Genomic DNA, 22,793 nt, shown 5'->3' with positions numbered 1-22,793 from the left:
TCACAGCAAATAAAAAATAGGGATGCTTAGATAATGCTAAACACCCCTATTTTATTTAGTATGTCAGGCCTGGTTAGTTATTACCTGCAAATTGTTTTCTGATAATATTCAATGCCCCACCAGCTTTGAACCATTCGATTTGTTGAGCATTGTAGCTATGGTTGGCCAGAATTTCCTCTGAAGTACCATCAGCGTGATGTAACACCAAGGTAAGTGGTTTGCCTGGAGCAAACTCAGTCAGGCCGATAATATCGATAGTATCGTCTTCCTGAATTTTTTCGTAATCATCTTTATTAGCAAAAGTCAGCGCCAGCATACCTTGTTTTTTGAGGTTTGTTTCGTGAATACGTGCGAATGACTTTACCAACACAGCACGTACACCTAGGTGTCTGGGCTCCATTGCGGCATGCTCACGGCTACTACCTTCACCATAGTTCTCATCTCCCACCACAATACTTCCGATACCTGCGGCTTTATATGCACGCTGTGTAGCAGGAACCGGGCCGTATTCGCCGGTCAGCTGATTTTTAACGTTATCAGTTTTATCGTTGAAATAGTTTACCGCACCAATCAGTAAGTTATTGGAAATATTATCCAAGTGACCTCTGTATTTCAGCCAGGGACCTGCCATAGAGATATGGTCGGTAGTACATTTACCTTTTACTTTAATCAGTAGTTTCAGCCCTTTCAGGTCGGTACCTTCCCATGCGGGGAATGGCTCCAACAATTGCAAACGCTGGCTGTTAGGATCTACTATCACTTGAACACTACTTCCATCTGCAGCTGGGGCTTGATAACCCGGATCATCCACTGCAAAACCTTTAACAGGCAGCTCATCTCCTGTAGGAGGATCCAATTTTACTTCCACTCCATCTTCATTCACCAGCGTATCCGTCATCGGGTTAAAGGTTAGATCTCCGGCAATAGCCAGTGCCGTTACAATTTCAGGAGAAGCTACAAAGGCGTAAGTATTGGGATTACCATCGGCACGTTTAGCAAAGTTTCTATTGAAAGAGTGAACGATGGTATTTTTTTCTTTTTTCTCAGCTCCTACCCTGTTCCACATACCGATACAAGGTCCACAAGCGTTGGCAAATACAGTAGCACCGATTTTATCAAAGGTTTCCAAGAACCCGTCGCGTTCTATGGTATAGCGCACTTGTTCAGAACCCGGGGTAATGGTGAACTCGGCTTTAGTTTTCAGATTTTTTTCGCTTACCTGCTTAGCCAGCGATACCGCACGGCTAATGTCTTCGTAAGAAGAGTTGGTACAGCTACCAATCAAGCCTACTTCTACTTTAGTGGGCCAGCCGTTGGCAGCAGCCGCTTCTTTCATTTTGGAAATTGGAGTAGCCAAATCAGGAGTGAACGGACCATTCAAGTGCGGCTCTAGTTCATCCAGATTAATTTCTATTAATTGATCAAAGTATTTTTCAGGATTTGCATAAACTTCGGGATCCGCTGTAAGATGCTCAGCCAGTGCATCGGCCAGATCTGCTACATCGGCACGGTTAGTAGCTCTCAAGTAGCGGCTCATGCTTTCATCATAAGCAAAAGTAGAAGTAGTAGCTCCTACTTCGGCCCCCATGTTACAGATGGTACCTTTACCGGTACAGCTCAATGATTGAGCTCCTTCTCCAAAGTATTCAATAATACAGCCTGTACCACCTTTTACGGTAAGAATACCTGCCACTTTGAGAATGATATCTTTGGGTGCAGCCCAACCGTTCAGTTTACCGGTCAGTTTTACACCAATCAATTTAGGCATTTTCAATTCCCAGGGGAGACCTGCCATTACATCACAGGCATCAGCACCACCCACACCAATTGCAATCATCCCCAAACCACCAGCATTTACGGTATGGCTATCGGTACCGATCATCATACCGCCGGGAAATGCATAGTTTTCGAGTACTACCTGGTGAATAATACCGGCTCCCGGTTTCCAGAAACCGATGCCGTATTTATTGGATACGGAAGCAAGAAAATCATATACTTCTTTACTCTCTGCATTGGCTCTTTTCAGGTCCTCTTCGGCTCCGGTCTGTGCCATAATAAGGTGATCACAGTGAACCGTAGAAGGCACAGCCACTTTATCACGCCCCGCCTGCATAAACTGCAACAAAGCCATTTGGGCAGTGGCGTCTTGCATCGCTACACGGTCAGGAGCAAAATCCACATAATCTACGCCGCGTTCAAACGGACGTGTAGCAGGGGTAGTAAGGTGAGCATATAATACTTTTTCAGCGTAAGTCAGAGGACGGCCAAGTAGTTGGCGTGCAGCATTTACTTTTTGTTCAAATTCTGCGTACGTTTTTTTAATTAGATCGATATCAAATGCCATTTGAAGTTGTTTTTATCTGAATAATAGGCCCTTAAGAAAGGTTACAAAATTACAAAAAATAGGCGTAAAGAGGTTATCCGATATGCATTTTACAAGATGTTTTAATAAATTTGGGTGTGTTAACCTAAAATCAATTAGTTATGAACCGCCTGAAAAGTTTTGTTGAATGGAGCGCTTTCGGTGTATGTGCATCTATTGGTGAAAGGTTAAACATTTCTCCCTGCCGTATTCGACAGTACTTTATTTACACCTCCATGCTTACCATGGGATCGCCCATTGTTGTTTACATGATTCTCGCTTTTCTAAAAAACATCAAAAAGTACATCTATTCTTACAAAAGAAACCCTTGGTATTATTTATAACATCCTTTTATATCTTTTTGTTTCTTACATTTATTTTTCTATCAGCCCCAATTAAAAACAAAGAAGGATGTTCCGAATACGCAGAACATCCTTCTTTGAGAATTTCACGGTGTTTTAAGATTTAACGGCCTTAATAACTTTTGAATAGGTAGTTGTTCCGTCAATATCTACCTGTGCAATACGCACATAAATCGTTTTATCTGTTCCGGTATTAACAACATCTGATTTGCTACATGCATACAGCCCCATACCGGTTAATGCAATCATCATTGCTACGCCCCATTTCGACACTCTTCTTCCTAAACCAGCCAGGCTCATCAATCCTAACACAGACACTGACAATACACCTAGCGGTAATGCACTGCGATCAATAGTGTGTGTGTAATCCAGCGGTGTGTTGCTTACCAGTTGAGCTTTACTCAGTACTGTTGCTACTTTGGTAAAGTGTTTACCATCAACAGATACTTCTATATCGAAGTGATGATTATTTACCTCTGATAATGTTTGCCAATTTACAATCAACCCTTCTTTGGCCAAAAGAGCTTGAATAGTGCCAAACTGAACCGGATTAACAATATCTCCAAAAGGACGAGCCATGTCGCCTAGCAGCGTATATTCTGCTCCGGACCTCATATTCATCAACCCCATTCCATCATTATGAATATTACTTACATCCAGAATATTTACACCGCCTGTTGTCAGATCTATTTCGCCATACTCCCCCGAAGCAAACAATGCATACAGATGATTCCCGGCAATATTAAAAGCCAAACCAACCAGTGGTGAAGAGGGTACTTCATTAGTTATGGTGCCTACCGGATTAGCGATATAGGCTTTCCTCGATGCGTTCAGGTTGGCTGCTATTGGGAAACCTACCATATCTTCCCCTCCGAGTGTCGGATGTGGATAGTTGATATAAGAATACAATAATCCGGTTTCAGGATGCACATCTATATCGTGAAAGCCTGATTCAGTTCTCGAGGCACTGTAAAGCTTGTCGCCCCAGTTGCCAGGCGTATTATTGTAATTATCATTAAAGCTTTGCACGAATGCATTAACGGCTGCCTTTACACGCGCGTTACTAATGTCCAGTTTATAATAACGAGAAGGAGCGGCGGGGGTACTGGTCAAAGAAGAAATATTATCTATTTCAGCTACATAAATCGTAATATCATCAGCATCTAAGTCTAAAAGCTTTTTCCTAGATGCTATCACCGATTCCATCTTCCCCAAATGACTTAAAGCTATAGTGAAATAAATGTATTTGTCATTATAAACGGTTCCAGCTAAGAAGTTCACGTACTCAACTTTTACTTTGTATCCCCTATCAGAAACATTCTTGCCTTCACCTGTAACGGGCAATACGCCTAAATCCTGATAAGTACCATCGGCACCAATTCTGTAAAGGTGTACGTCATCGGTGAGATTTTCAGGTGTGCCGTTATCACTGTACACAGCAGAATACAATAATTTGTCCACATTATTCAAACCAACCCCGTTTACTTCATGAGGCGAAAAATCCACTGTGGCACATGAAGTGAACCCCAAGGCATTCTCCATACCCGCATTCGGTATAGTGTAGAGTGTATAATGGGAATTGGATCCTGCCTTTGACACCACTACGGCTGTTTCTGCCGGAAACGGAATTTGAGCCACACAGAAGGCTGAAATCAATATTGAAAATAAAGAAATTATAAATTCAATTTTCTTCATAAGTATTTGATTTACAGGGTTAACTTTTAATTCACAAGGGCGTAATAAAACGGGGCAAAAAAAATCTGTAAATCATCTCATGAAGAAAACATTCGCCGAATGCCACTACTTGTTCGCTGAATACACCTATTTTATCGATGAAATATTTTTACTCTTTATGTGAAAAATATAAGGAAAGCTTTGAGTGTAACATTTCGATGTTTTTAGCTATTATTAGATATAAAAACAACGGTACATATTTGGAGATAGTACAAGAAATAGCAATTGACCCGCTGGTTGAACGGTGTCGTACTGGAGATAGAACTGCCTATTACGCGGTATACCGACAATATAGCAAGGCTATGTTAAGTAGCAGCATGCGTATACTAAACAACTTGGCCGATGCAGAAGATGTGGTACAGGAAGCTTTCGTAGATGCGTTTAAAAATCTGGATCGTTTTACTTACAAAAGTAGTTTTGAAGCTTGGCTACGCAGAATTGTTATAAACAAATCCATTAATCTAATCCGCAAAAGAAAAGTATATTTTTCAGACATAGACAGCACAAATCTTAGCTCCTTGAAAGAGGATGAGTTTGATGAAGAACAGTGGGATTATAATATCGAACAGATTAAAAAAGCTATTGCGCAACTTCCAGACCGGCATCGCATCATCTTTAATTTATATGCGGTAGACGGCATTCCTCAAGAAGAAATCGCGCTAATGCTAAAACTTTCGCATAATAATGTGCGTACCCTTTATCACAGAGCCAAAAAGAAAATAATGGAGTTTATCAATTATGAACAGAAAAGGTAAACTGGAAACATTTATACAACAACATAAAGAAACTTTTGATGAGTGCACACCATCCGATGCCCTCTGGCACCGAATTGAAAGGGAGCTCAACATCCCTGATAAACAGTCGGGAAAAGTATACTCTCATAAATGGATGCGCATTGCCGCAGCAGTTGCAGTTTTCTTAGCTGTTTCCATTATCATTTATCAGACCACCATTTCTAAAAATATTTCCCCTACAATCACTCATACACAAACTCCTCCGCCCTCGGCAGACTCCAACAAAGGGCTGATGGTACCCATTCCGGAAACGGAAGAATCGAACAACAGTCCCCTACTGGCTGACCAAAAACAGACACCTTCCGATGCCCTAGAGGAGGAGGCTTTATATCATTATTCACGCCTTATTGAAATTAAACAGGAGCAGATGGCGAAACTAACAGAAAACGAGCCAGAGCTCTCCAAAGAATTTGCAACCGATATGGAAGCACTCGAATCTGAATATAAAGCATTAAAGCAACAATTTAAAGAAGGTCTTAACAGAGAGCAGCTATTAGAAGCGATGATTACAAATCTTAAAATGCAAGCTGATCTACTTAACAAACAATTGAATATTTTAAAGGAAATTCAAAAGAAGAAAAATGAAAACTATAAAAGTCTTTAGCATATTGTTAATTGCAATCTGCTGCCGTACCATTACAGCGCATGCTCACTATGCAGAGAAGATCAAAACCTATACACAGAGCTACCCCTTGCAAAGTAATCAGGTGATAAAAATATCCAACAAATTCGGGAAAGTTGTAGTCAATTCTTGGAACCGCAACGAAGTAAAAGTAGAAGCTACCATCATTACTTCTGCAAAGGATGAAAGAATGGCCCAACAATTATTGGATCATATCAACATTGAAAGTCGTGCAGGTACATCTATAACATTTACTACACGGTTTTCGGGAAGCACGGCCCGAGGAAAATCCTCACAGTCCAAAATGGAAGTTAATTATGTTATCTATATGCCTTCTTCCAATCCATTGGAAATAAAAAATGAGTTTGGAAACACTTTCCTTCCCGACTGGAAGGGCGTTATAGACATCGACCAGGCCTTCGGAGAGCTTTCGGTAGGCAGTATCGCTAATGTCAAAAGTATAAGAGTAAAATTTGGAGGCTTGAACGCTACTGCGATTCATGGTGGAGATATTAAAATTTCCTATTCTAAACTCCATATTGACAAGCTTACAGGCACAGTAAGTGGGAAAATCGATTTTTGTAGTGGGGTGCACTTAGGATTACACAATGCTCTTGAAAAACTGGATCTTAAAACCAGCTACTCGGACATTGTATGCAAAATTGCCCCTGCATTAGATGCCACCTTTCAGATATCCACCAGCTATGGAGACCTAAAAAATCTGAGCGGAACCGAAATTGTAAATCAAACCAGAGAAAAAAGATACGGACCTACCTTTGACAAATCCTATAAGGGTGTAAAAGGTTCAGGAAAAGTGCCGGTTAATATTAGCGCTAGCTTCGGCAATATAACTTTAAAATAAAATTTTTCAGATACACTTTCAAAATAAAAGAAAATTTACACTTAAGAATATCAACAAACTACTATTGCTTTAACATTAAAAGATACTTCTCTATATAATACTGCTTTTCTTTCGACTTATATTGTTGAATAAAACGGGGGTGTTCGAGTATTTGAATCTTACCGAACAATTGTGCCTCTTTATTTAAAGCAGCAATATATCCGGCATTTTTCTTTCCTAGCACGTATACCTCCTCTGTGTACAAACCCATTTTCACGTGCTCCCTCAGGGATTGTATCATAAAATCTTTTACACACTTATACAATTCAGGATCGTCATAATAATTAGCATTCACCCATTTGCCTTTTACATTACGAATAATAGCCAGTGGAAATGGCGAGTTAATATAAAAATCATGGTAAAAAAGTTTCGGCCCTCCATAGGCCTCAATCATGTCGTACATAAACACCGATGATATTTCATGGGTATGGGCCGTTTTCATTTCGATACCACAGGCAGCGGCCAAGCGTTTGGTATCGGTAAAAGGCACCCCTGTTACCCCTGCCCCATGCCTACTAGGATTAATACCAATCAAGAACCTTCGTTTATTGTGATCACCATAATATTTATGGTAAAACTGCTGCATTACTATCAAAGTTTCAGGATTGTCTAAATAGGGATTCATCACCTGAAAACCTTTAGGCAGTTTACCGATGTACTTTAAGTTTTGATTAAATGCAATTACCCTATCTGCAAAAGTGAGCGCCATAATCCTCTAATTATATTCCTCAACTTAAGCACTGTTGTAAGTTCCGTATACTTTGTATCATCTTCTCCAGCAATGCAGTAGTCCCCGAGGCCATTTCAATAAAAGCGTACTCCAGTCCGGCCTGATGTTGGTTTTCAAATATTCCTTTAAAATCCACTATACCTTTTCCGATAATGGTAGTATTCTTTGTTTGAGCATCTAAATCTCTCAGATGCCACAAAGGGAATCTATGGGCATAGCGCTCAAAATAAGACAAAGGAGATTGAGCGGCGTACTCCATCCATCCCATATCCATTTCAAAAAATACAAAGTTCGGATCCGTATTTTCAAGTAATATATCAAAGGGATGTTGCTGATTTAGCATCTCAAATTCGTAAGCATGATTATGATATGCCAGTCGAAGACCATAGGAGTTAACAATGACTCCTATTTCATTTAACATTTCAGCGGCTTTTTTATAGGTATCTTTTGATAATTTATACGCATCTTCTAAATAGGGTAGTACTATATATTGCATCCCCATTTGAGCAGCGCATTCACACACAATATGAACTTCCTGCGGAAGAAAGAAAAAATGGCCACAAGGCATACTCATCCCCTGTGTTTCTACCATCGTTTTTAAGTCCTCAGGTCTGAATCCTTGAATTGTTTTATCCTGAACACTAAATCCGGCAGGCTCTACATAACGATACCCAACATCGGAGAGCAACGATAATGTACCCATAGGGTCTTTCTGAAGTATTTCTCGCAAAGACCATAGTTGTGCTCCGATACGTAGCGTCATTTCAGGAAAGATGAAAAAAGTTTTATGAAGTAGTTTTTACCAGTTGTTGCACAAGCTGCTCTAATTGCTTAATGCGACGTTCGATATCCGGCAGATTACGACTTAGTGCCTGACTGCGTAAAGCAGCTGCATAATCATGAGCAGGAGAACCGGTCACTGCTTTGCCAGGTTCAATACTCTTACTCACACCACTCTGTGCATTAATCTTTGCTCCGTCACCAATATGTAGATGCCCTACAATGCCAGCCTGCCCACCAATCATCACACCCTTACCTACCTTGGTACTACCGCTGATGCCCGCTTGAGCGGCCACTACTGTGCTACCACCAATTTCTACATTGTGGGCAATCTGAATAAGATTGTCCATCTTCACTCCTTTCCGGATAATAGTAGAGCCTATCGTTGCCCTGTCAATAGTACAGTTAGCTCCTATCTCTACATCATCCTCAATCACTACATTTCCAATTTGGGGTACTTTGGAAAAACTACCATCAGCCTGCGGTGCAAATCCGAAGCCATCGCTTCCTATGATGGTTCCAGCATGAATGGTTACATTATTACCGATAACACAATTATGCAAAATTTTTACCCCAGGGAGAATCACAGAATTGTCGCCAACAGTTACATTATCACCTAGATAGACGCCTGGGTAAATCTTGGTATTGTTACCTACTTTTACATTTTCACCCAAATACGCAAAAGCGCCTATATACACGTTTTCTCCATATTTCGCACTCTGCGCAATATAACAAGGTTGCTGAATCCCTTTCAGCTGTTGCTGCATGAACTCCTGATATTTTTGCAATAAGGTAGCAAAGGCTGTATAAGGGTCGCCTACTCTGATTAAAGTAGAGGCTACTGGATGTTTGAGCTCCAGTGATTCCTTTACAATAATGATAGAAGCTTTGGTAATATATAAATATTCTTCGTATTTCGGATTTGCCAGAAAGCTCAACTGCCCCGCGCCAGCTTCCTCAATCTTACCGAATGAATTCACAGTAGCATTGGGGTCGCCATCCACTTTTCCCCCAATCATTAATGCAATTTGCGAAGCAGAAAAATACATTGTTTAATATTTAATTAATAATTTATTGATTAAGATCGAAAACCCAACGGGTAAAAATATTAAAAACTTATGGCACCCGAGCTACAGGCGCAAAAAACAGATATAATATTTTTTAACAGGTTCACTGGCCTTTACGTCGATAATGGCATTGTCTACTTGAGAAATATCCTTCAGCGTACCATCCTTATACAAAATACTGATATTTTCTTCGTTTAAGTTATACAATGTATTGGTAGCCTCACCGCTAAATGCAAAGTATCGCGCTTCCTCTTCACTAACTTGCATCACTTGGGCCAGCTCTTTACATTTATCAATCAGCACCTGCTCATCAAAAGGCCGGGCCTGTAACTTGATGTGCATGATTTTGCGCTGAATAAGGGCTGTACATAAGGTAGAGAGTACTTTATCTTCATGCCTACACCAATTCTTTATCGTTACCATTACATCATGGTCATCCATACTGCAAAAGTCATCTAACAATTCCTCTATATTCACCGAAGTGTCTCTGGCATGTAAGAATCTATTAAGAGGGGCAGTTGCCGCAGTGATAGGTACTCCCTTTGCTATCAGTTCCTTTGCCCTGCGGATAATCATAATCAGCATTTTTTCAGCTGCTACCACTGTTTTATGCAGATAAACCTGCCAATACATGAGTCTGCGACTCAAGAGAAATTTTTCGATCGAATAAATAGCTTTTTCCTCCACTACCAGATTACCATCTTTCACACAAAGCATTTTTATAATACGATCGTAGCCTATTACCCCTTCGGCTACACCGGTGAAAAAACTATCACGGGTGAGATAATCCATACGATCGGTATCTAGCTGACCCGAAACCAGCTGATGGAGGAATTTTTTGGGATGCCTGTTAGTGAAGATTTCAATAGCTGTGTTCAGCGCACCATCCATCTCCATATTCAGCTTTTGCATAATCAACAAAGAAATCTTCTCATGATGGGCTCCTATTATCAATTCATTTTCAAGTGCATGCGAGAAAGGACCATGCCCAATATCATGCAGCAAGATAGCCAGTTTAGCGCCCAGCTCTTCATCTTCGGTAATTTCTACCCCCTTACCTTTCAACTCATTTAATGCAGTGCACATTAGATGATAAGCACCCAAAGAATGATGCAAACGGCTATGTACGGCTCCTGGATAAACGAGATAACCAAAAGCCATTTGGTGTATATTGCGCAAACGCTGGTACAGCGGATGAGAAATTACCCGTAATAATACAGGGTGGTTTATGGTAATGAACCCGTAAACAGGATCATTGATAATTTTGCGTGCCTGTGGCATAATTTATTAAAAATGCAAATGTATGATGCTACTGCCTATTTTGTATCATTCCCCACAATATTCACATAGTATCTTAGCCTGTTTTTAAATCTTTATCTTTGCGGGGCAATAAACAATATGATCAGATATACACAAAACACGTTAGATAAGCTCGAGACCATTGCTGAACAATGCGGCTATATACTGCGGTATGAGCGTGGTAATTTTCAAAGCGGATATTGTATATTGGACAATAAGAAGGTAATTGTAATTAATAAGTTTCTGCAAATTGAGGGACGTATTAATACATTACTGGAAATTATCCCTCAGCTGGAAATTGACACGAATTTGCTTGACGAGAACTCCAAAAAGTTTTATACCGAAATATTTGAGAATGAGAAGGGGCCTTTACCTAAAGAGGACTCAACGGGTAAAAATTGAGTAATAAATAATATTTTTATCCTGATTTCATTGTTCATTATCATTTCGACTCTAACGTTTTGTCATATCCTCAATTACAAATCACGTTTTTGGGTACGGGTACCAGTTCGGGTGTCCCGATGATAGGTTGTAAATGTGAGGTATGTACCTCTTCAGATCCCAGAGATAAACGCCTACGATCTAGTATTCTAATAGAATCCCCTACTACTACTATTGTTATTGATACCGGTCCCGATTTCAGACAGCAAATGCTTACTCACGACGTCACGAAGCTAGACGCCGTGTTGATTACACACTCGCATAAAGATCATATCGCAGGATTAGATGAAGTGCGTGCATACAATTTCTTTCAACAGAAGCCGATGGATGTTTATGGCAGTGTCCAAAGCCTAGATAGAATCAAAACCGAATTTGATTATGCTTTTACGGAGGTAAAATATGCCGGTGTGCCCTCCATCAATCTGCATCCTATTCAGGAAAACGAAAGTTTTACTATTGGCGATCTGCACATTATTCCTATTCCTGTGTGGCATCTGCATATGCCCGTCCTAGGGTTTAGACTAGGCGATTTTACCTATATTACCGATGCCAACCGTATCGACGATGCCTCCAAAGATAAAATACAAGGTAGTAAGATACTGGTAATCAATGCGCTACGTCACCAAAAACATATATCCCACTTTACTCTACAGGAAGCGATAGCAATTGCTGATGAACTGGGTGTATCCGACACTTATTTTATCCACATGTCGCATCAGTTGGGCACCCACGATGCAATAACACGTATACTCCCTCCGGGCAAACATCTCTCATATGACGGCTTACAACTAAAAATATACTAACATTTGTTAGTTTATATAAAAAAATCTATACTTTTGCAACTGTACGACCTCAATTGTTTGCCTAACCTATGAAACACACGAACAAATGAAAAACCGTCACGAGGTGACGGTTTTTTTATACAAAAACGCTTCCTTTAGTTCTACCCTAAAGAAAGCGCTAGCTATGCAAAGATGAATTGTTAGAAATCGTCATTGAGTGCAAATACCGGTTTGCGATACATCCACTCTCCGCCCGTAAAGTCTGGGAACTCCACCGTCTCATTACCCAGAGCAATGGACATTTCACTTAAAGGTGTGATAGCACTCCAAGCCGCTGCATCATACACATCCATTTGAGTGGGCTCTTTACGCTTGGCCGACTCAATGAACGAATTTATAACAAACCAGTCCATGCCTCCATGTCCTGCTCCCGCAGCATCCTGGCTATATTTTTTCCATAAAGGATGGTCGTATTCGTCCAGCCATTTTTTAGCTTCATCCCATTTATGAGATTGGGACTTACCTTCCACATAAATGCTTTTTGCTACATCCATCCATAATCCTTTGGTGCCCTGCACTCTGAAACCCAGCGAATAAGGACGGGGTAAGTTGGTATCATGTTGTAGTAGAATGGTTTCGCCATTGGCACAAGCAATCTGGGTGGTAACCACATCACCCAGTTTAAACTGCACCTTAGCGTTTTTATGGTTAGGACCGCCTACTTCTACAATATAATTATGCAAGCCTCTTGCTTTAGATGCAAAAGAGTTCAACGAAATAAAACGGTTCCCTCTATTAATATTGATGTAGTGAGCAATAGGACCGATGCCATGAGTTGGGTACAAATCTCCATTGCGATGTACAGAATGATCTGTTCTCCATCTGGACTCTGAGTAACCATCCACAGGGCCAAACTCAGCACCTTTACCGTAAGGGGTTTTGCCGTCGTTGAATTTCACTCCCCGCAAATCATGCTGATAGCCTCCTTGTAAGTGAATCAACTCACCAAAAATACCCTGACGCACCATGTTTAGCACTGCCATCACATCGCGCCGATAACATACATTCTCCAGCATCATCACATGACCTTTATACTTTTCTGCTGCCTTTACTACATCCCAGTGATCCTGCAAAGTAATACCCAATACTACTTCGGTACCTACATATTTAATACCGGCTTCCAGAGACTCTATAATCATAGGCTTATGAAGCTCCCAGGGAGTAGATATGATGATGGCTTCAATACCCTTCAACTCTAGCATCTTCCTCCAAGCATCCACTCCCTCTGTAAAATACTGCGGTTGCTTTTTTCCTGCTTTAGCAACCAGCTGCTTAGATTTTTCGATCATTATTGGATCGATATCACACACAGCCACTACATCCACATCATTCCTGCGGAGCAGTAGATCGAGGTGTGTAATCCCTCTGGCGCCAACACCAATTAAAGCAGTTTTTAAACCCGCCTGTGGTTTTCCGATTATACTAAACACACTGTTAGCGGGCATTACAGAAAGTCCTGCCATGACCACCCCAGTGCTTTTAACGAAGTCTTTTCTTTTCATTTCCTGTAAAAAATTTAAATTTTTAGGATGCTATGGAAGCAATTGTAGTATCACTTCTACGAAAATAATCAGTAATCAACATTAAATATCATTCAATCGTTTGCGCATTCGTTCAACAATAGTCATAGAAATATTTTCTTATGCTTATGCTTATTCATTTTCCTCCCTCTCATAACACCATAAACTCTAATAGGGAATACTTGAGTGATTGCATTAATCATGATAACAACATATCAAAACACCCATTACTACAACTGGAGAATGCATACAATAAATAAGGGATAAACAGCTATTAAGAAACGCTGATTATCCCTTAATTATACTGTTTGTGCAAACGATTGTCCCTAATATTGGAATACAGAACTGAGAAAGCTCACTAGTTCTTCCCAAGAAGCTTTATCTGCTGTTTCGTCGTAAGCTACATCGATATTATGTTTTTGCCCAACAGCTGTAGCATTGGGATTCGTAAATGCATGTTTGGCACCTGGGTACCCTATAAATTTATAATTAACTTCAGCCTCATCCATTTCTTTTTTGAACGCCTTTACTTCTTCCTCAGGCACCATAGAGTCTGCCTCGCCATGTAAAACCAAAAGGGCTGCTTTTATAGAACCTTTCTGAGCCGGTGGTAACCCTCCATTCAAACCGCCATGAAAGCTGACAACGCCTTTGAGATCAAGCCCCAAACGTGCCATATTCAATACCATGGATCCTCCAAAACAATAACCGATAGCTGCGATTTTGGAGCTATCTACCTGATTAAAGCTTTTTGCCTTTTCGAGTGCTGCTTCAAAATGCTTTCTTGCTAACTGAGCATCTTTGTAGAACGGTGTTGCCAGTTCGCCCGCTGTAGCCGGATCGTCTGCAGTTTTCCCATCACCGTACATATCTACGGCCATGGCAAAGTAACCAAGCTCAGCCAATTGTTTCACTCGGCTGCGAGTGTAATCATTAACACCCCACCATTCGGGTACTACCAGTACTACAGGAAGATTTTCACCACCCTCCTTGTAAGCGGCATAACTCTTAAAAGTTTGATCCCCTGCTGAATAATCAACAGCTAACTCTGTAATGACAGTTGAATCTGTTGTACTCATAGCATCGCTATCTGATTCGTTTTTAGAATTATTGTTTCCGTTACAGCTTAGTAAAGAAAGTGCGATAATAGACAAACTAAAACATGCAATTTTAAATGACTTCATCATTATACTTTTTTATATCACAGATTAAATAAGCATCGCTAGCAGACAATAAAATTACTGATTAAAGATTAATTTCTACCTTTATACAAATTTATTTAGTAATTAAATGAGCGAGAAAAAAATTGTCATTGCGATTGATGGCTTGTCCAGTTGTGGGAAAAGTACCATTGCCCGCCAGCTGGCCAAAGAGCTCAACTATCTGTATGTAGATAGTGGTGCCATGTATCGTGCCATTACATTATATTTTCTGAGAAACAACATCGATTTTAATAATAAAGAACAAATACTCAATGCTCTTGACGGAATGGATCTGGACTTCAGACTAAATGAGCAAACCGGAAAAGTAGAAATGTTCATGAATAACGAAAACGTGGAGTATTTGATTCGGGAAATGATTGTTGCTGACAAAGTAAGTGAAGTAGCAGCCATTCCTGAAGTACGCGAGTTCGCCGTAAAACAGCAGCAAAAAATGGGGGCTAAAAAAGGAATTATCATGGACGGGCGAGATATCGGCACTACCGTTTTCCCTGATGCAGAGCTTAAATTATTTGTTACTGCGGATAATGCGGTACGCGTAGAAAGAAGATTTAAGGAACTATATCAAAAAAATCCTAACATCACTATTGAAGAGGTAGCTCATAATATTGAAATGCGCGACTACATTGATGCCAATCGTGAAGTAAGTCCGCTAAGAAAAGCCAGCGATGCCATTGAAATTGATACTACAAATCTCACACCCGAAGAACAATTACAAAAAGTGTTGAAGATTGCTCAAAATGTTATCAATAGCTAAAAAGTCGATAAGTTTAATTTTATAATCCACATTGCTCTAAACTACATGCCATGAAATCAAGACGAACATTTCTTAAACAAATGGGTGTTGTCTCTGCAGGTTTACCATTAGTAGGCCCACAGTTATTTTCCTTCAATCCACAACAATCACCCGCAAATGAAAAAGTATTGCGTGTAGCACTAATGGGGCTTGGAGGATACGCAAAGCGTGTTGCAGAGGCCATGAAAGATTGTAAAAGAGCAAAAGTAACAGGCCTCATCAGTGGAACTCCTGAAAAACTGAAAGAATGGGGAGCACTATATAACGTTCCTGAAAAAAATCGATACAATTATCAAAACTTCGACTCCATTAAAAATAATCCCGATATAGATGCTGTGTATGTGATTACTCCCAATTCCTTACACCATAACCACACTATAAGAGCAGCCCGCGCAGGCAAGCATGTGATCTGCGAAAAGCCCATGGCGATTAGTGTAAAGGAAGGGCAAGAAATGGTGGAAGCCTGTAAAAAAGCCGGTGTGCATTTGCTGGTAGGATACCGTATGCGTTTTGAACCGCACACTCTTGAAGCGGTACGTATGAGAAAAGAGGGCGAACTAGGCGCTATTAAATTCTTTCAAGGACTTAGTGGTTTTCGCATAGGCAATCCTAACCAATGGCGTCTTAATAAAGAACTGGCAGGTGGTGGAGCATTGATGGATATCGGCATCTATGCGATAAACGGCTGTCGCTATATGGTAGGTGAAGAGCCTATCTGGGTTACTGCACAGGAAACGAAAACCGATCCTGTGAAATTTAAAGCAGGAGTGGACGAAACGATATTGTTCCAGTTCGGCTTCAAGAGTGGCGCCACAGCCTCATGCCTTTCCACATATAATATGAATTATCTGGACCGATTCTTCCTCAACGGAGAAAGAGGGTTTATTGAAATGCAGCCTGCAACCGGGTATGGCCCCATTAGAGCGCGTTCTAATAAAGGTGAAATTAATGCACCCGTTGTAGTGCATCAGACCGTCCAAATGGATGAAATGGCCGCTATCATACTTGATGGCAAAAAGCCCGAGATCCCTGTAGACGGAGAAGTAGGCCTTCAAGACTTAAGAATTATCGAAGCGATTTACAAAGCTGTCGAAACCGGGAAGAAGATCCCTCTTTAAAGTCACAAATACAAATAATAAGGCTGTAACAAACGTACGAACGCGTCAGTATAATTATTATCAGTTTTAATGACTATTTCCTCCTGCTGTAAGGGTGTTTCATAAAAAGAGCCTTTTAGCAGGAACCGGAAGTGCGTGTGTTTTTCTGTTTGCCTAACAGATACCATTTTATTGATGCATAAATGGCTTATCGCTATTTCCCGTTTTATTTCCTGAATACGTTTAGCAGGGAATAACAAATAAAATGTACCACTGGGTTGCAGCACTTTCTGTATCAGCTTTACAAGCGCATCAAGTTTCAGACCGTCGTCATGATGCGCAATATTTTTACCACTGCTATCGCTTCTCAGGTCCTTTTCATAGAAAGGAGGATTACTGATCACTACATCATACTTTTTCGCATACGGAAAAGTAAGCGCATCACCCTTAAAAATCTGTATTCGCTCTGCATAGGGCGATTGAGCAACATTCTCCAAAGATTGAAGATAATCCGAGTCTTGCAATTCTATTCCTTCTATATGGCCATTTATAGATTGAGCCAACATCAAACTTAGTAAGCCACTGCCACTACCTATGTCTAAGATCTCATATTTTGGGCTAGAAGCAGCATGAAGCTCATGAGCTACCCACGCGCCAAATAAACAGGCATCTGTAGTAACCTTCATACTACACCGATCGTGATATACGGTAAATTGCTTAAACTGAAAATAAGGATTGGCCAAAGACAATCTGTTTTAATTTCGATGCTCTATCTAACTTACTCAAATCCCCTAGCCGCGGGTTGCACGGTTAAAGGGGCAAACTCCTTATTGAGGTATTTATAATATGCCGTAATAGCAATCATACCCGCATTATCCGTACAATACTGGAACTCCGGAATAAATGTATTCCATCCGTTTTTTTGCCCCATTTCGGTAAAAGCTTGTCGCAAACCGCTATTTGCCGAAACTCCACCTGCAATGCAAAGGTCTTTTACTCCTAAATCTTTAGCAGCTTTAGCAAACTTTTTCAGTAAGATGGTGATGATTCTATTTTGCAGAGAAGCACAGATATCGTAAAGGTTTTCTTCTATAAACTTCTTGCGCTCTTCTTCTGTTGCGGTAAACGCTTCTTTATAGATCTGGCTTTTGCCGGCATTCATCAGAAAATAAAGCACCGCCGTTTTCAAACCACTGAAACTGAAATTATAGTTGGGGATTTTAGGCTCCGGGAACTGAAACCGTGCAGGATCGCCTTCCCTGGCATATTTATCAATCAGTGGTCCTCCCGGATAAGGAAGTCCCAATAGTTTAGCACATTTATCGAAAGCTTCACCCGCTGCATCATCAATCGTCTCTCCTATCACCTCCAGATCTAGGGGAGATTTACATAATACAATCTGCGTGTGCCCTCCACTGACAGTTAAGCACAAAAAGGGAAACTCCGGTTTACGATCTGGTATTAAGTTGGCTAATACATGCGCCTGCATATGATTTACCGATATCAATGGCTTGTTTAATGCAAGCGAAAGTGATTTCGCAAAAGTAGCACCTACCAATAACGAACCAATAAGACCCGGAGCTTGTGTAAAAGCAATCGCATCCACATCTTTGAGTTCCTTTCCGGCCTTCTTTAACGCTACATCTACTACAGGTACTATATTCTGCAAATGGGCACGCGAAGCCAGCTCCGGCACTACACCTCCATACTGTGCATGCACCGCCTGAGTAGCAATATTATTGGATAAAATCTTTCCGTCTACACACACCGCTGCCGACGTTTCATCGCAGCTCGACTCTATGGCTAATATAACAGACATCAGTATAAAATATCGCTAATTTGAAATGTTAATATTTCTCTTCTTGGGCTTAGTGTCGGCCATAATATCACACTGTCTTACCAAGTATTTACTCAGCTTCTGATAGCCACAACGGGATTCATTTTAGCAGCCTGCATGGCCGGAATAATACCGGCAACCACTCCCACCATCACACAAATTATAAAAGTCCATACCATATTCGCTACCGATACATATACCGGAAACTCCAAGGCCTTGGATAATATAATAGCCAGTACGGCCACCAGTATCAAACCTATTAACCCACCAATCACACAAAGAAATGCCGACTCCAATAAAAATTCTGTAAGTATAATATGATTTTTTGCCCCAAGCGCTTTCTTTAATCCGATTTGAGGAGTACGTTCTTTTACAGTGACAAACATAATATTGGCAACACCGAATAGTCCTACAATAAGGCTGATACCTCCAATTATAGCACCCCCTATGTTCAGTCCTGCAAATGCGGCCTCAACATCTTTACTAAAATCGTTTAAATCGTTCAATGCAAAATCTGACTCCTGAGTGGGTCTTAACTTATGTATGCTCCGCATCACTCCTTCCAGCTCGTCCTTAAGCACCGTACTGGTAATATGTTCATACCCTTTTACCATGATTTTGGGGTCAGAATATCGCTCTAGGTAGATGGTCTTGGCGTAATGATAAGGGATAATCATGCATCGATCGAACTCCCACCCTCCGGTAAGCTGTTTACCTTGCTTCTTAATTACCCCTATAACCTTCACTTGCTTTCCTTTAACTTTAATCTGCTTGTTTAATGCAAGCTCAGGATCGACAAAAAGTTTAGTGGCTACTTCATGACCAATTACAGCTACATTGGTGCCGAAATGAAATTCTACATCAGATATATATCTTCCGTAATCGAAAGTCAGTTTCTGAATATCATTATACTCTTCAGTTACGCCATATACTTTTACACCATTGAGCAAAGACCCCGAAAATTCAAGATTATCGGTAACATCATAAAAGAAAGCTGCGTATTGTGTAGAGGGAGATCTTTCTTTTATCTGCTTCAGCTCATGATACTTTGGATAAGGTCTGTTGGCAAACTTCCACCAAGGATAATCAGGACCACCACCCCAAACCCATTTATCTATGAAGATAATATTACTGCCCATCTGCTTAATCTCATTTTGAATATTTCGCTTGAGACTATTTACAGTGGCCAGTACGCCAATAATACAGAAAATACCTATGGTGACACCGAACAAACTTAAAAAGGTACGTAGCTTGTTCTTTAACAGCTCCTGCAACGCTATTACAAAGCTATTACCTAATATCTCTAAAATGCTGCGCACTTTTTATTAGTTTGATTAGTGAGTGGTATTATTCGAATAATTCAAACTTGGTTTTTGGCCTTAGTGCTTCTTTCCAAATAAATCCTTCCAGCTTCATTTCGCCCGGCTTTTTTTGCTGTATGGGATAAATCGTGCCTTTAACGTTTCCTCTGAATACAACCTTGTGCAGCTGCTTTTCATTAAAATAACTGTCGATAATATCACCAGTAGAATGATTAACGGCAGAAAAAGCACTATCATCGTCTTGTATATAATAAATCGATTCTGCCAATCCTTTAGCCCTGACTGAGTCCAACGAACCATCTACAAAATAAGCATCAATACGAGAGGATTTCACCTGATTATACGCTTCACTACCCACATAGCTCACGATAAATCCATTTTTAAATGCTTCCATCCAGTGAGGTTTCTTATTTTTCGTGTGCAATAAAATGGTATCGCCCGTAATTTGACTTTCCTTTCCCCATACCACCGGATCTTTATATAATCTGAATATAGAATCTTTAAATGAATAAAACAAACTGTCGGACACCGCCTGCATCGAATCGGAGTAAATCCGCACATTATGAAAAGCTTCAAAATATCGGTCTGTACTATCGTTTACAGTGGTTTTAGGCTTCTCAAATGTAGTGGAAATGGTTGCGGCATCTTTTTTCACCGCTACCTTATTGACATCCTTTGAAGGTGTATTGACATTTTGAGCAGGCAAGGCACGCTGAGGGATTACTGTATCGGCCTGTAACAAGGTAGTTGCTTTTTCTGTACTGTCTGCCAATTCCTGTGTAAGTATGTTTGCTTTTGCATCATCCACTATCGAGCTGTCCATTTCGTTTATAACAGGCATATTTACCGAATCTGCTGCAGGAGCTACTGCGGCAATTTGCTCCATAACCGTAGGTGTTATTGCTGGAACGGATAAGCTATCATCTTTTTCTACAGTTGGGGCATCGGTATCGGGAAGCTCTGCGGGTGTTACAACCTGTTCTTCAAACAAGTCGCTCAGCTTGGCGCTAAACAAAGTATCTGCTGCCACGTACAATGAATCACTATCCTGTTTAACGATCATCACAGGTTTTTGAGTGGCCAAGACCGCTTCATTCAGCCTGTTTTGAAAAATAAGATTGGCAATAATAATCGTACCACGCGTAGAATCTACCGCCACCGCATTCCCTTCAGCTCGAGCGATATTGTCATCAAGATATACCACATCAGCGTTCAATGTAAATTTATTATCATCATTGATAAAAGGCCGCTGACGGAATTCAGCCTGATTCGTATTCAGATTATAGTAGCCCTCCTTAGTATCAATTGTACGGCGTGCCGAGTCTACAATATGTGTCTGCGTAAGAAAGGTTGCAATGCGGGTACCGGTATTGTATTGAAGAGAATCTGTAGTGATTTCGTATGCAGGATCTTTAACCAATACATTTTTCTTAAAGAAAACATCCTGCAAATCCCGGTAGTATTCGCCCTCGGTACTGGTAATGACGGTTTTCTCATTCACTACTTTACCCCCCTTGTTATATATGCCTATATTGGTGGTCATATCATATTTAAGACTGGGAGTAGTAAGTATCACGCGGCCGTCGGTGAGTTTTACATTACAATCCAAATGAGCCACCTGTGTAGTGCCAAAATATTTTAAATGGTCGGCATAAATATGTGTGGTATCAGCATCAGTGATATGCACACGTCCCCACGCCTCAAAAGTATTCAGTCGATTATTTTTTATGGCCTTATCTGCTCTAAAGATCGAAGTGCCTTGTTTAGCCAGCACATTACCCTCTACAATCAGTAAATCGCTGCTGTCATTATCTTTTTGCAAGGAAAAAGTATTCGCCCGTATAATAATGATGGTATCCTGTAGTGGTAAAGTAACAATAACAGGAGCTGTCTTGCGGGTTCTCAGTGTAGCGCTGGAAGCTACTACACAACCCAGCAATATGATTACTAACGAAAAAAGTAAATGTCTTTTAAAAAAATCTTGCCTTATCACCTGGGAACCGAATCTTTTATTGCGGGAGCGGTTAACTCGCCGGATTTATTTTTCTTACCAAATACAGAAATATTCACATAACGCTTAGGATGTACACGAATATCATCCAACAATATTTCCAAACTTAACAACACATCATTCAGTTTGTTGTACATCTTACGGTCGTGCATGAGTGCCCCAAGGCTACCGTTAGGATCAGAAATACCGGTAATAGTGGTGCGCAAGTCCGAAATGGTAGCATTTAAGCTGTCAATCGTACGTTGAAGTTGCAACTGCTTTAAGTCATTAGTGAACGTATTGGCATTATTTAAGATGCCTTCTATAGCCTTATTCTGATTTTTGATATTCGAAGTAATGGCATTCATATTCTCCATTGTAGACGATAAAGGCTGATTGAGGCTATTTAGTAATGCATTCAAAGCGGCTGTAGAGCGACTTAAATTGGCTATCGTAGCTTGTAGCTCATGCTGCGTTGCGGGATTAAGAATATTGTTAAAATTTGACAAGAGCAATGTGGCCGTATCGGCTACATTACGCACCTTGGAGATCAGCGGCTTAGCCTCCGAAGTCAGGTTACCTAAAAGTCCTGCTTCTTCCTTGGTTTGAATCACATCTCCGTCTTTGAGATTAGTGGTAGCATCTCCTAACTCAATAATAACATTGGAAGAACCTAACAAGCTACCTTCTATATAAGCCACCGAATTGGAAGGGATATTCACTTTCTCGGTAATACTTAATGTTACTTTTACCGCAGTAACATTTTCATCGGCAGGCTCCATGGCATATACAGAACCTACTGTAAGCCCGTTTATTTTCACAAAATTGGCTTTCTCCAAGCCTCCTACCGATTTAAAAATAGCATGCAGTTTAGGTGTACGGTTAAAAATATCTTTCGCTTTTAAAAACCTGAAACCGACGATCAAAGCAACTATGGCTACTACGGCCAGGATACCTACTTTTACTTCGTTTGAAATTTTCATTTGTTTACACTTATAATACAGGTGAGTTTGTCATAGCACTCTCAATCCTTCCACCTCACATATAATTTTACATTTAGTACAGATCACTAACTTT

Annotated in this window: 21 protein-coding genes; 8 read left to right on the top strand and 13 right to left on the bottom strand. The window is 40.5% G+C overall.

What is annotated here, in order from left to right:
• Positions 1 to 73: 73 nt before the first annotated feature.
• Complete coding sequence (locus V2H41_RS04765; RefSeq protein WP_330973987.1) at positions 74 to 2,344, bottom strand: aconitate hydratase; 2,271 nt, start codon at positions 2,342 to 2,344, stop codon at positions 74 to 76.
• Positions 2,345 to 2,484: 140 nt separating this feature from the next.
• On the opposite strand from V2H41_RS04765, the gene V2H41_RS04760 reads away from it, so the two are divergent.
• Entirely contained in the window at positions 2,485 to 2,706 is a 222-nt protein-coding gene (locus tag V2H41_RS04760) for a PspC domain-containing protein (protein WP_330973986.1), read from the top strand.
• Positions 2,707 to 2,820: 114 nt separating this feature from the next.
• Here the strand turns inward: V2H41_RS04760 and V2H41_RS04755 are convergent, their stop codons facing one another.
• A complete protein-coding gene (locus tag V2H41_RS04755; RefSeq protein WP_330973985.1) occupies positions 2,821 to 4,419 on the bottom strand; it encodes a hypothetical protein in 1,599 nt (532 codons plus the stop codon).
• 239 nt (positions 4,420 to 4,658) lie between these two features.
• Here V2H41_RS04755 and V2H41_RS04750 point away from each other — a divergent pair, with 239 nt between their 5' ends.
• The 3 genes from V2H41_RS04750 to V2H41_RS04740 are packed head-to-tail and all read left to right on the top strand — an operon-like array spanning position 4,659 to position 6,736.
• Positions 4,659 to 5,213 carry an RNA polymerase sigma factor gene (locus V2H41_RS04750; protein WP_330973984.1) on the top strand — a complete coding sequence of 185 codons (555 nt, stop codon included), beginning with the start codon at positions 4,659 to 4,661 and terminating at the stop codon, positions 5,211 to 5,213.
• Positions 5,197 to 5,856 carry a hypothetical protein gene (locus V2H41_RS04745; protein WP_330973983.1) on the top strand — a complete coding sequence of 220 codons (660 nt, stop codon included), beginning with the start codon at positions 5,197 to 5,199 and terminating at the stop codon, positions 5,854 to 5,856. Before V2H41_RS04750 ends, V2H41_RS04745 begins: the two co-directional genes overlap by 17 nt.
• Entirely contained in the window at positions 5,834 to 6,736 is a 903-nt protein-coding gene (locus tag V2H41_RS04740; RefSeq protein ID WP_330973982.1) for a DUF4097 family beta strand repeat-containing protein, read from the top strand. Before V2H41_RS04745 ends, V2H41_RS04740 begins: the two co-directional genes overlap by 23 nt.
• 61 nt (positions 6,737 to 6,797) lie before the next feature.
• Here V2H41_RS04740 and V2H41_RS04735 read toward each other — a convergent pair whose 3' ends face one another.
• The 4 genes from V2H41_RS04735 to V2H41_RS04720 all read right to left on the bottom strand — a co-directional run bounded on the left by V2H41_RS04735 (position 6,798) and on the right by V2H41_RS04720 (position 10,633).
• A complete protein-coding gene (locus tag V2H41_RS04735) occupies positions 6,798 to 7,484 on the bottom strand; it encodes an SMUG2 DNA glycosylase family protein (protein WP_330973981.1) in 687 nt (228 codons plus the stop codon).
• 19 nt (positions 7,485 to 7,503) lie between these two features.
• The gene (locus V2H41_RS04730) at positions 7,504 to 8,268 is read right to left on the bottom strand and encodes a sugar phosphate isomerase/epimerase family protein (protein WP_330973980.1); all 765 of its coding nucleotides are present in this window, start codon (positions 8,266 to 8,268) and stop codon (positions 7,504 to 7,506) included.
• 22 nt (positions 8,269 to 8,290) lie between these two features.
• The gene (gene lpxD / locus V2H41_RS04725; RefSeq protein ID WP_330973979.1) at positions 8,291 to 9,334 is read right to left on the bottom strand and encodes a UDP-3-O-(3-hydroxymyristoyl)glucosamine N-acyltransferase; all 1,044 of its coding nucleotides are present in this window, start codon (positions 9,332 to 9,334) and stop codon (positions 8,291 to 8,293) included.
• 81 nt (positions 9,335 to 9,415) lie between these two features.
• Positions 9,416 to 10,633, bottom strand: coding sequence for an HD domain-containing protein (locus V2H41_RS04720; protein WP_330973978.1), 1,218 nt, complete (start codon positions 10,631 to 10,633; stop codon positions 9,416 to 9,418).
• A gap of 117 nt (positions 10,634 to 10,750) precedes the next feature.
• Between V2H41_RS04720 and V2H41_RS04715 the strand changes: the two genes are divergently transcribed.
• Positions 10,751 to 11,053, top strand: coding sequence for a hypothetical protein (locus V2H41_RS04715; RefSeq protein ID WP_330973977.1), 303 nt, complete (start codon positions 10,751 to 10,753; stop codon positions 11,051 to 11,053).
• Between the two features lie 59 nt (positions 11,054 to 11,112).
• Positions 11,113 to 11,895, top strand: a complete 783-nt coding sequence (locus V2H41_RS04710; RefSeq protein WP_330973976.1) for an MBL fold metallo-hydrolase — start codon at positions 11,113 to 11,115, stop codon at positions 11,893 to 11,895.
• Positions 11,896 to 12,074: 179 nt separating this feature from the next.
• Here the strand turns inward: V2H41_RS04710 and V2H41_RS04705 are convergent, their stop codons facing one another.
• Positions 12,075 to 13,436, bottom strand: coding sequence for a Gfo/Idh/MocA family protein (locus V2H41_RS04705; protein WP_330973975.1), 1,362 nt, complete (start codon positions 13,434 to 13,436; stop codon positions 12,075 to 12,077).
• Positions 13,437 to 13,780: 344 nt separating this feature from the next.
• The gene (locus V2H41_RS04700; RefSeq protein WP_330973974.1) at positions 13,781 to 14,641 is read right to left on the bottom strand and encodes a dienelactone hydrolase family protein; all 861 of its coding nucleotides are present in this window, start codon (positions 14,639 to 14,641) and stop codon (positions 13,781 to 13,783) included.
• A 103-nt stretch (positions 14,642 to 14,744) separates the two neighbouring features.
• Here V2H41_RS04700 and cmk point away from each other — a divergent pair, with 103 nt between their 5' ends.
• Together cmk and V2H41_RS04690 are read left to right on the top strand one after the other, a co-directional pair.
• Positions 14,745 to 15,431 carry a (d)CMP kinase gene (gene cmk, locus V2H41_RS04695; RefSeq protein ID WP_330973973.1) on the top strand — a complete coding sequence of 229 codons (687 nt, stop codon included), beginning with the start codon at positions 14,745 to 14,747 and terminating at the stop codon, positions 15,429 to 15,431.
• A gap of 50 nt (positions 15,432 to 15,481) precedes the next feature.
• Entirely contained in the window at positions 15,482 to 16,588 is a 1,107-nt protein-coding gene (locus V2H41_RS04690) for a Gfo/Idh/MocA family protein (protein WP_330973972.1), read from the top strand.
• A 2-nt stretch (positions 16,589 to 16,590) separates the two neighbouring features.
• Here V2H41_RS04690 and V2H41_RS04685 read toward each other — a convergent pair whose 3' ends face one another.
• The 5 genes from V2H41_RS04685 to V2H41_RS04665 form a co-directional block, all read right to left on the bottom strand.
• Complete coding sequence (locus V2H41_RS04685) at positions 16,591 to 17,253, bottom strand: tRNA1(Val) (adenine(37)-N6)-methyltransferase (RefSeq protein ID WP_330973971.1); 663 nt, start codon at positions 17,251 to 17,253, stop codon at positions 16,591 to 16,593.
• 92 nt (positions 17,254 to 17,345) lie between these two features.
• The gene (tsaD, locus tag V2H41_RS04680; RefSeq protein WP_330973970.1) at positions 17,346 to 18,386 is read right to left on the bottom strand and encodes a tRNA (adenosine(37)-N6)-threonylcarbamoyltransferase complex transferase subunit TsaD; all 1,041 of its coding nucleotides are present in this window, start codon (positions 18,384 to 18,386) and stop codon (positions 17,346 to 17,348) included.
• A 92-nt stretch (positions 18,387 to 18,478) separates the two neighbouring features.
• Complete coding sequence (locus V2H41_RS04675; RefSeq protein WP_330973969.1) at positions 18,479 to 19,723, bottom strand: ABC transporter permease; 1,245 nt, start codon at positions 19,721 to 19,723, stop codon at positions 18,479 to 18,481.
• A 28-nt stretch (positions 19,724 to 19,751) separates the two neighbouring features.
• A complete protein-coding gene (locus V2H41_RS04670; RefSeq protein ID WP_330973968.1) occupies positions 19,752 to 21,719 on the bottom strand; it encodes an OstA-like protein in 1,968 nt (655 codons plus the stop codon).
• On the bottom strand, positions 21,716 to 22,699 hold the full coding sequence (locus V2H41_RS04665; protein WP_330973967.1) for an MlaD family protein: 984 nt from the start codon (positions 22,697 to 22,699) through the stop codon (positions 21,716 to 21,718). Before V2H41_RS04665 ends, V2H41_RS04670 begins: the two co-directional genes overlap by 4 nt.
• Positions 22,700 to 22,793 lie beyond the last annotated feature (94 nt).

The sequence above is a fragment of the Niabella digestorum genome, from assembly GCF_036409055.1.
GTDB lineage: Bacteria > Bacteroidota > Bacteroidia > Chitinophagales > Chitinophagaceae > Niabella > Niabella composti.
Note: the sequence above shows the minus strand (reverse complement) of the source record. Positions and strands in the feature narration are given on the sequence as shown.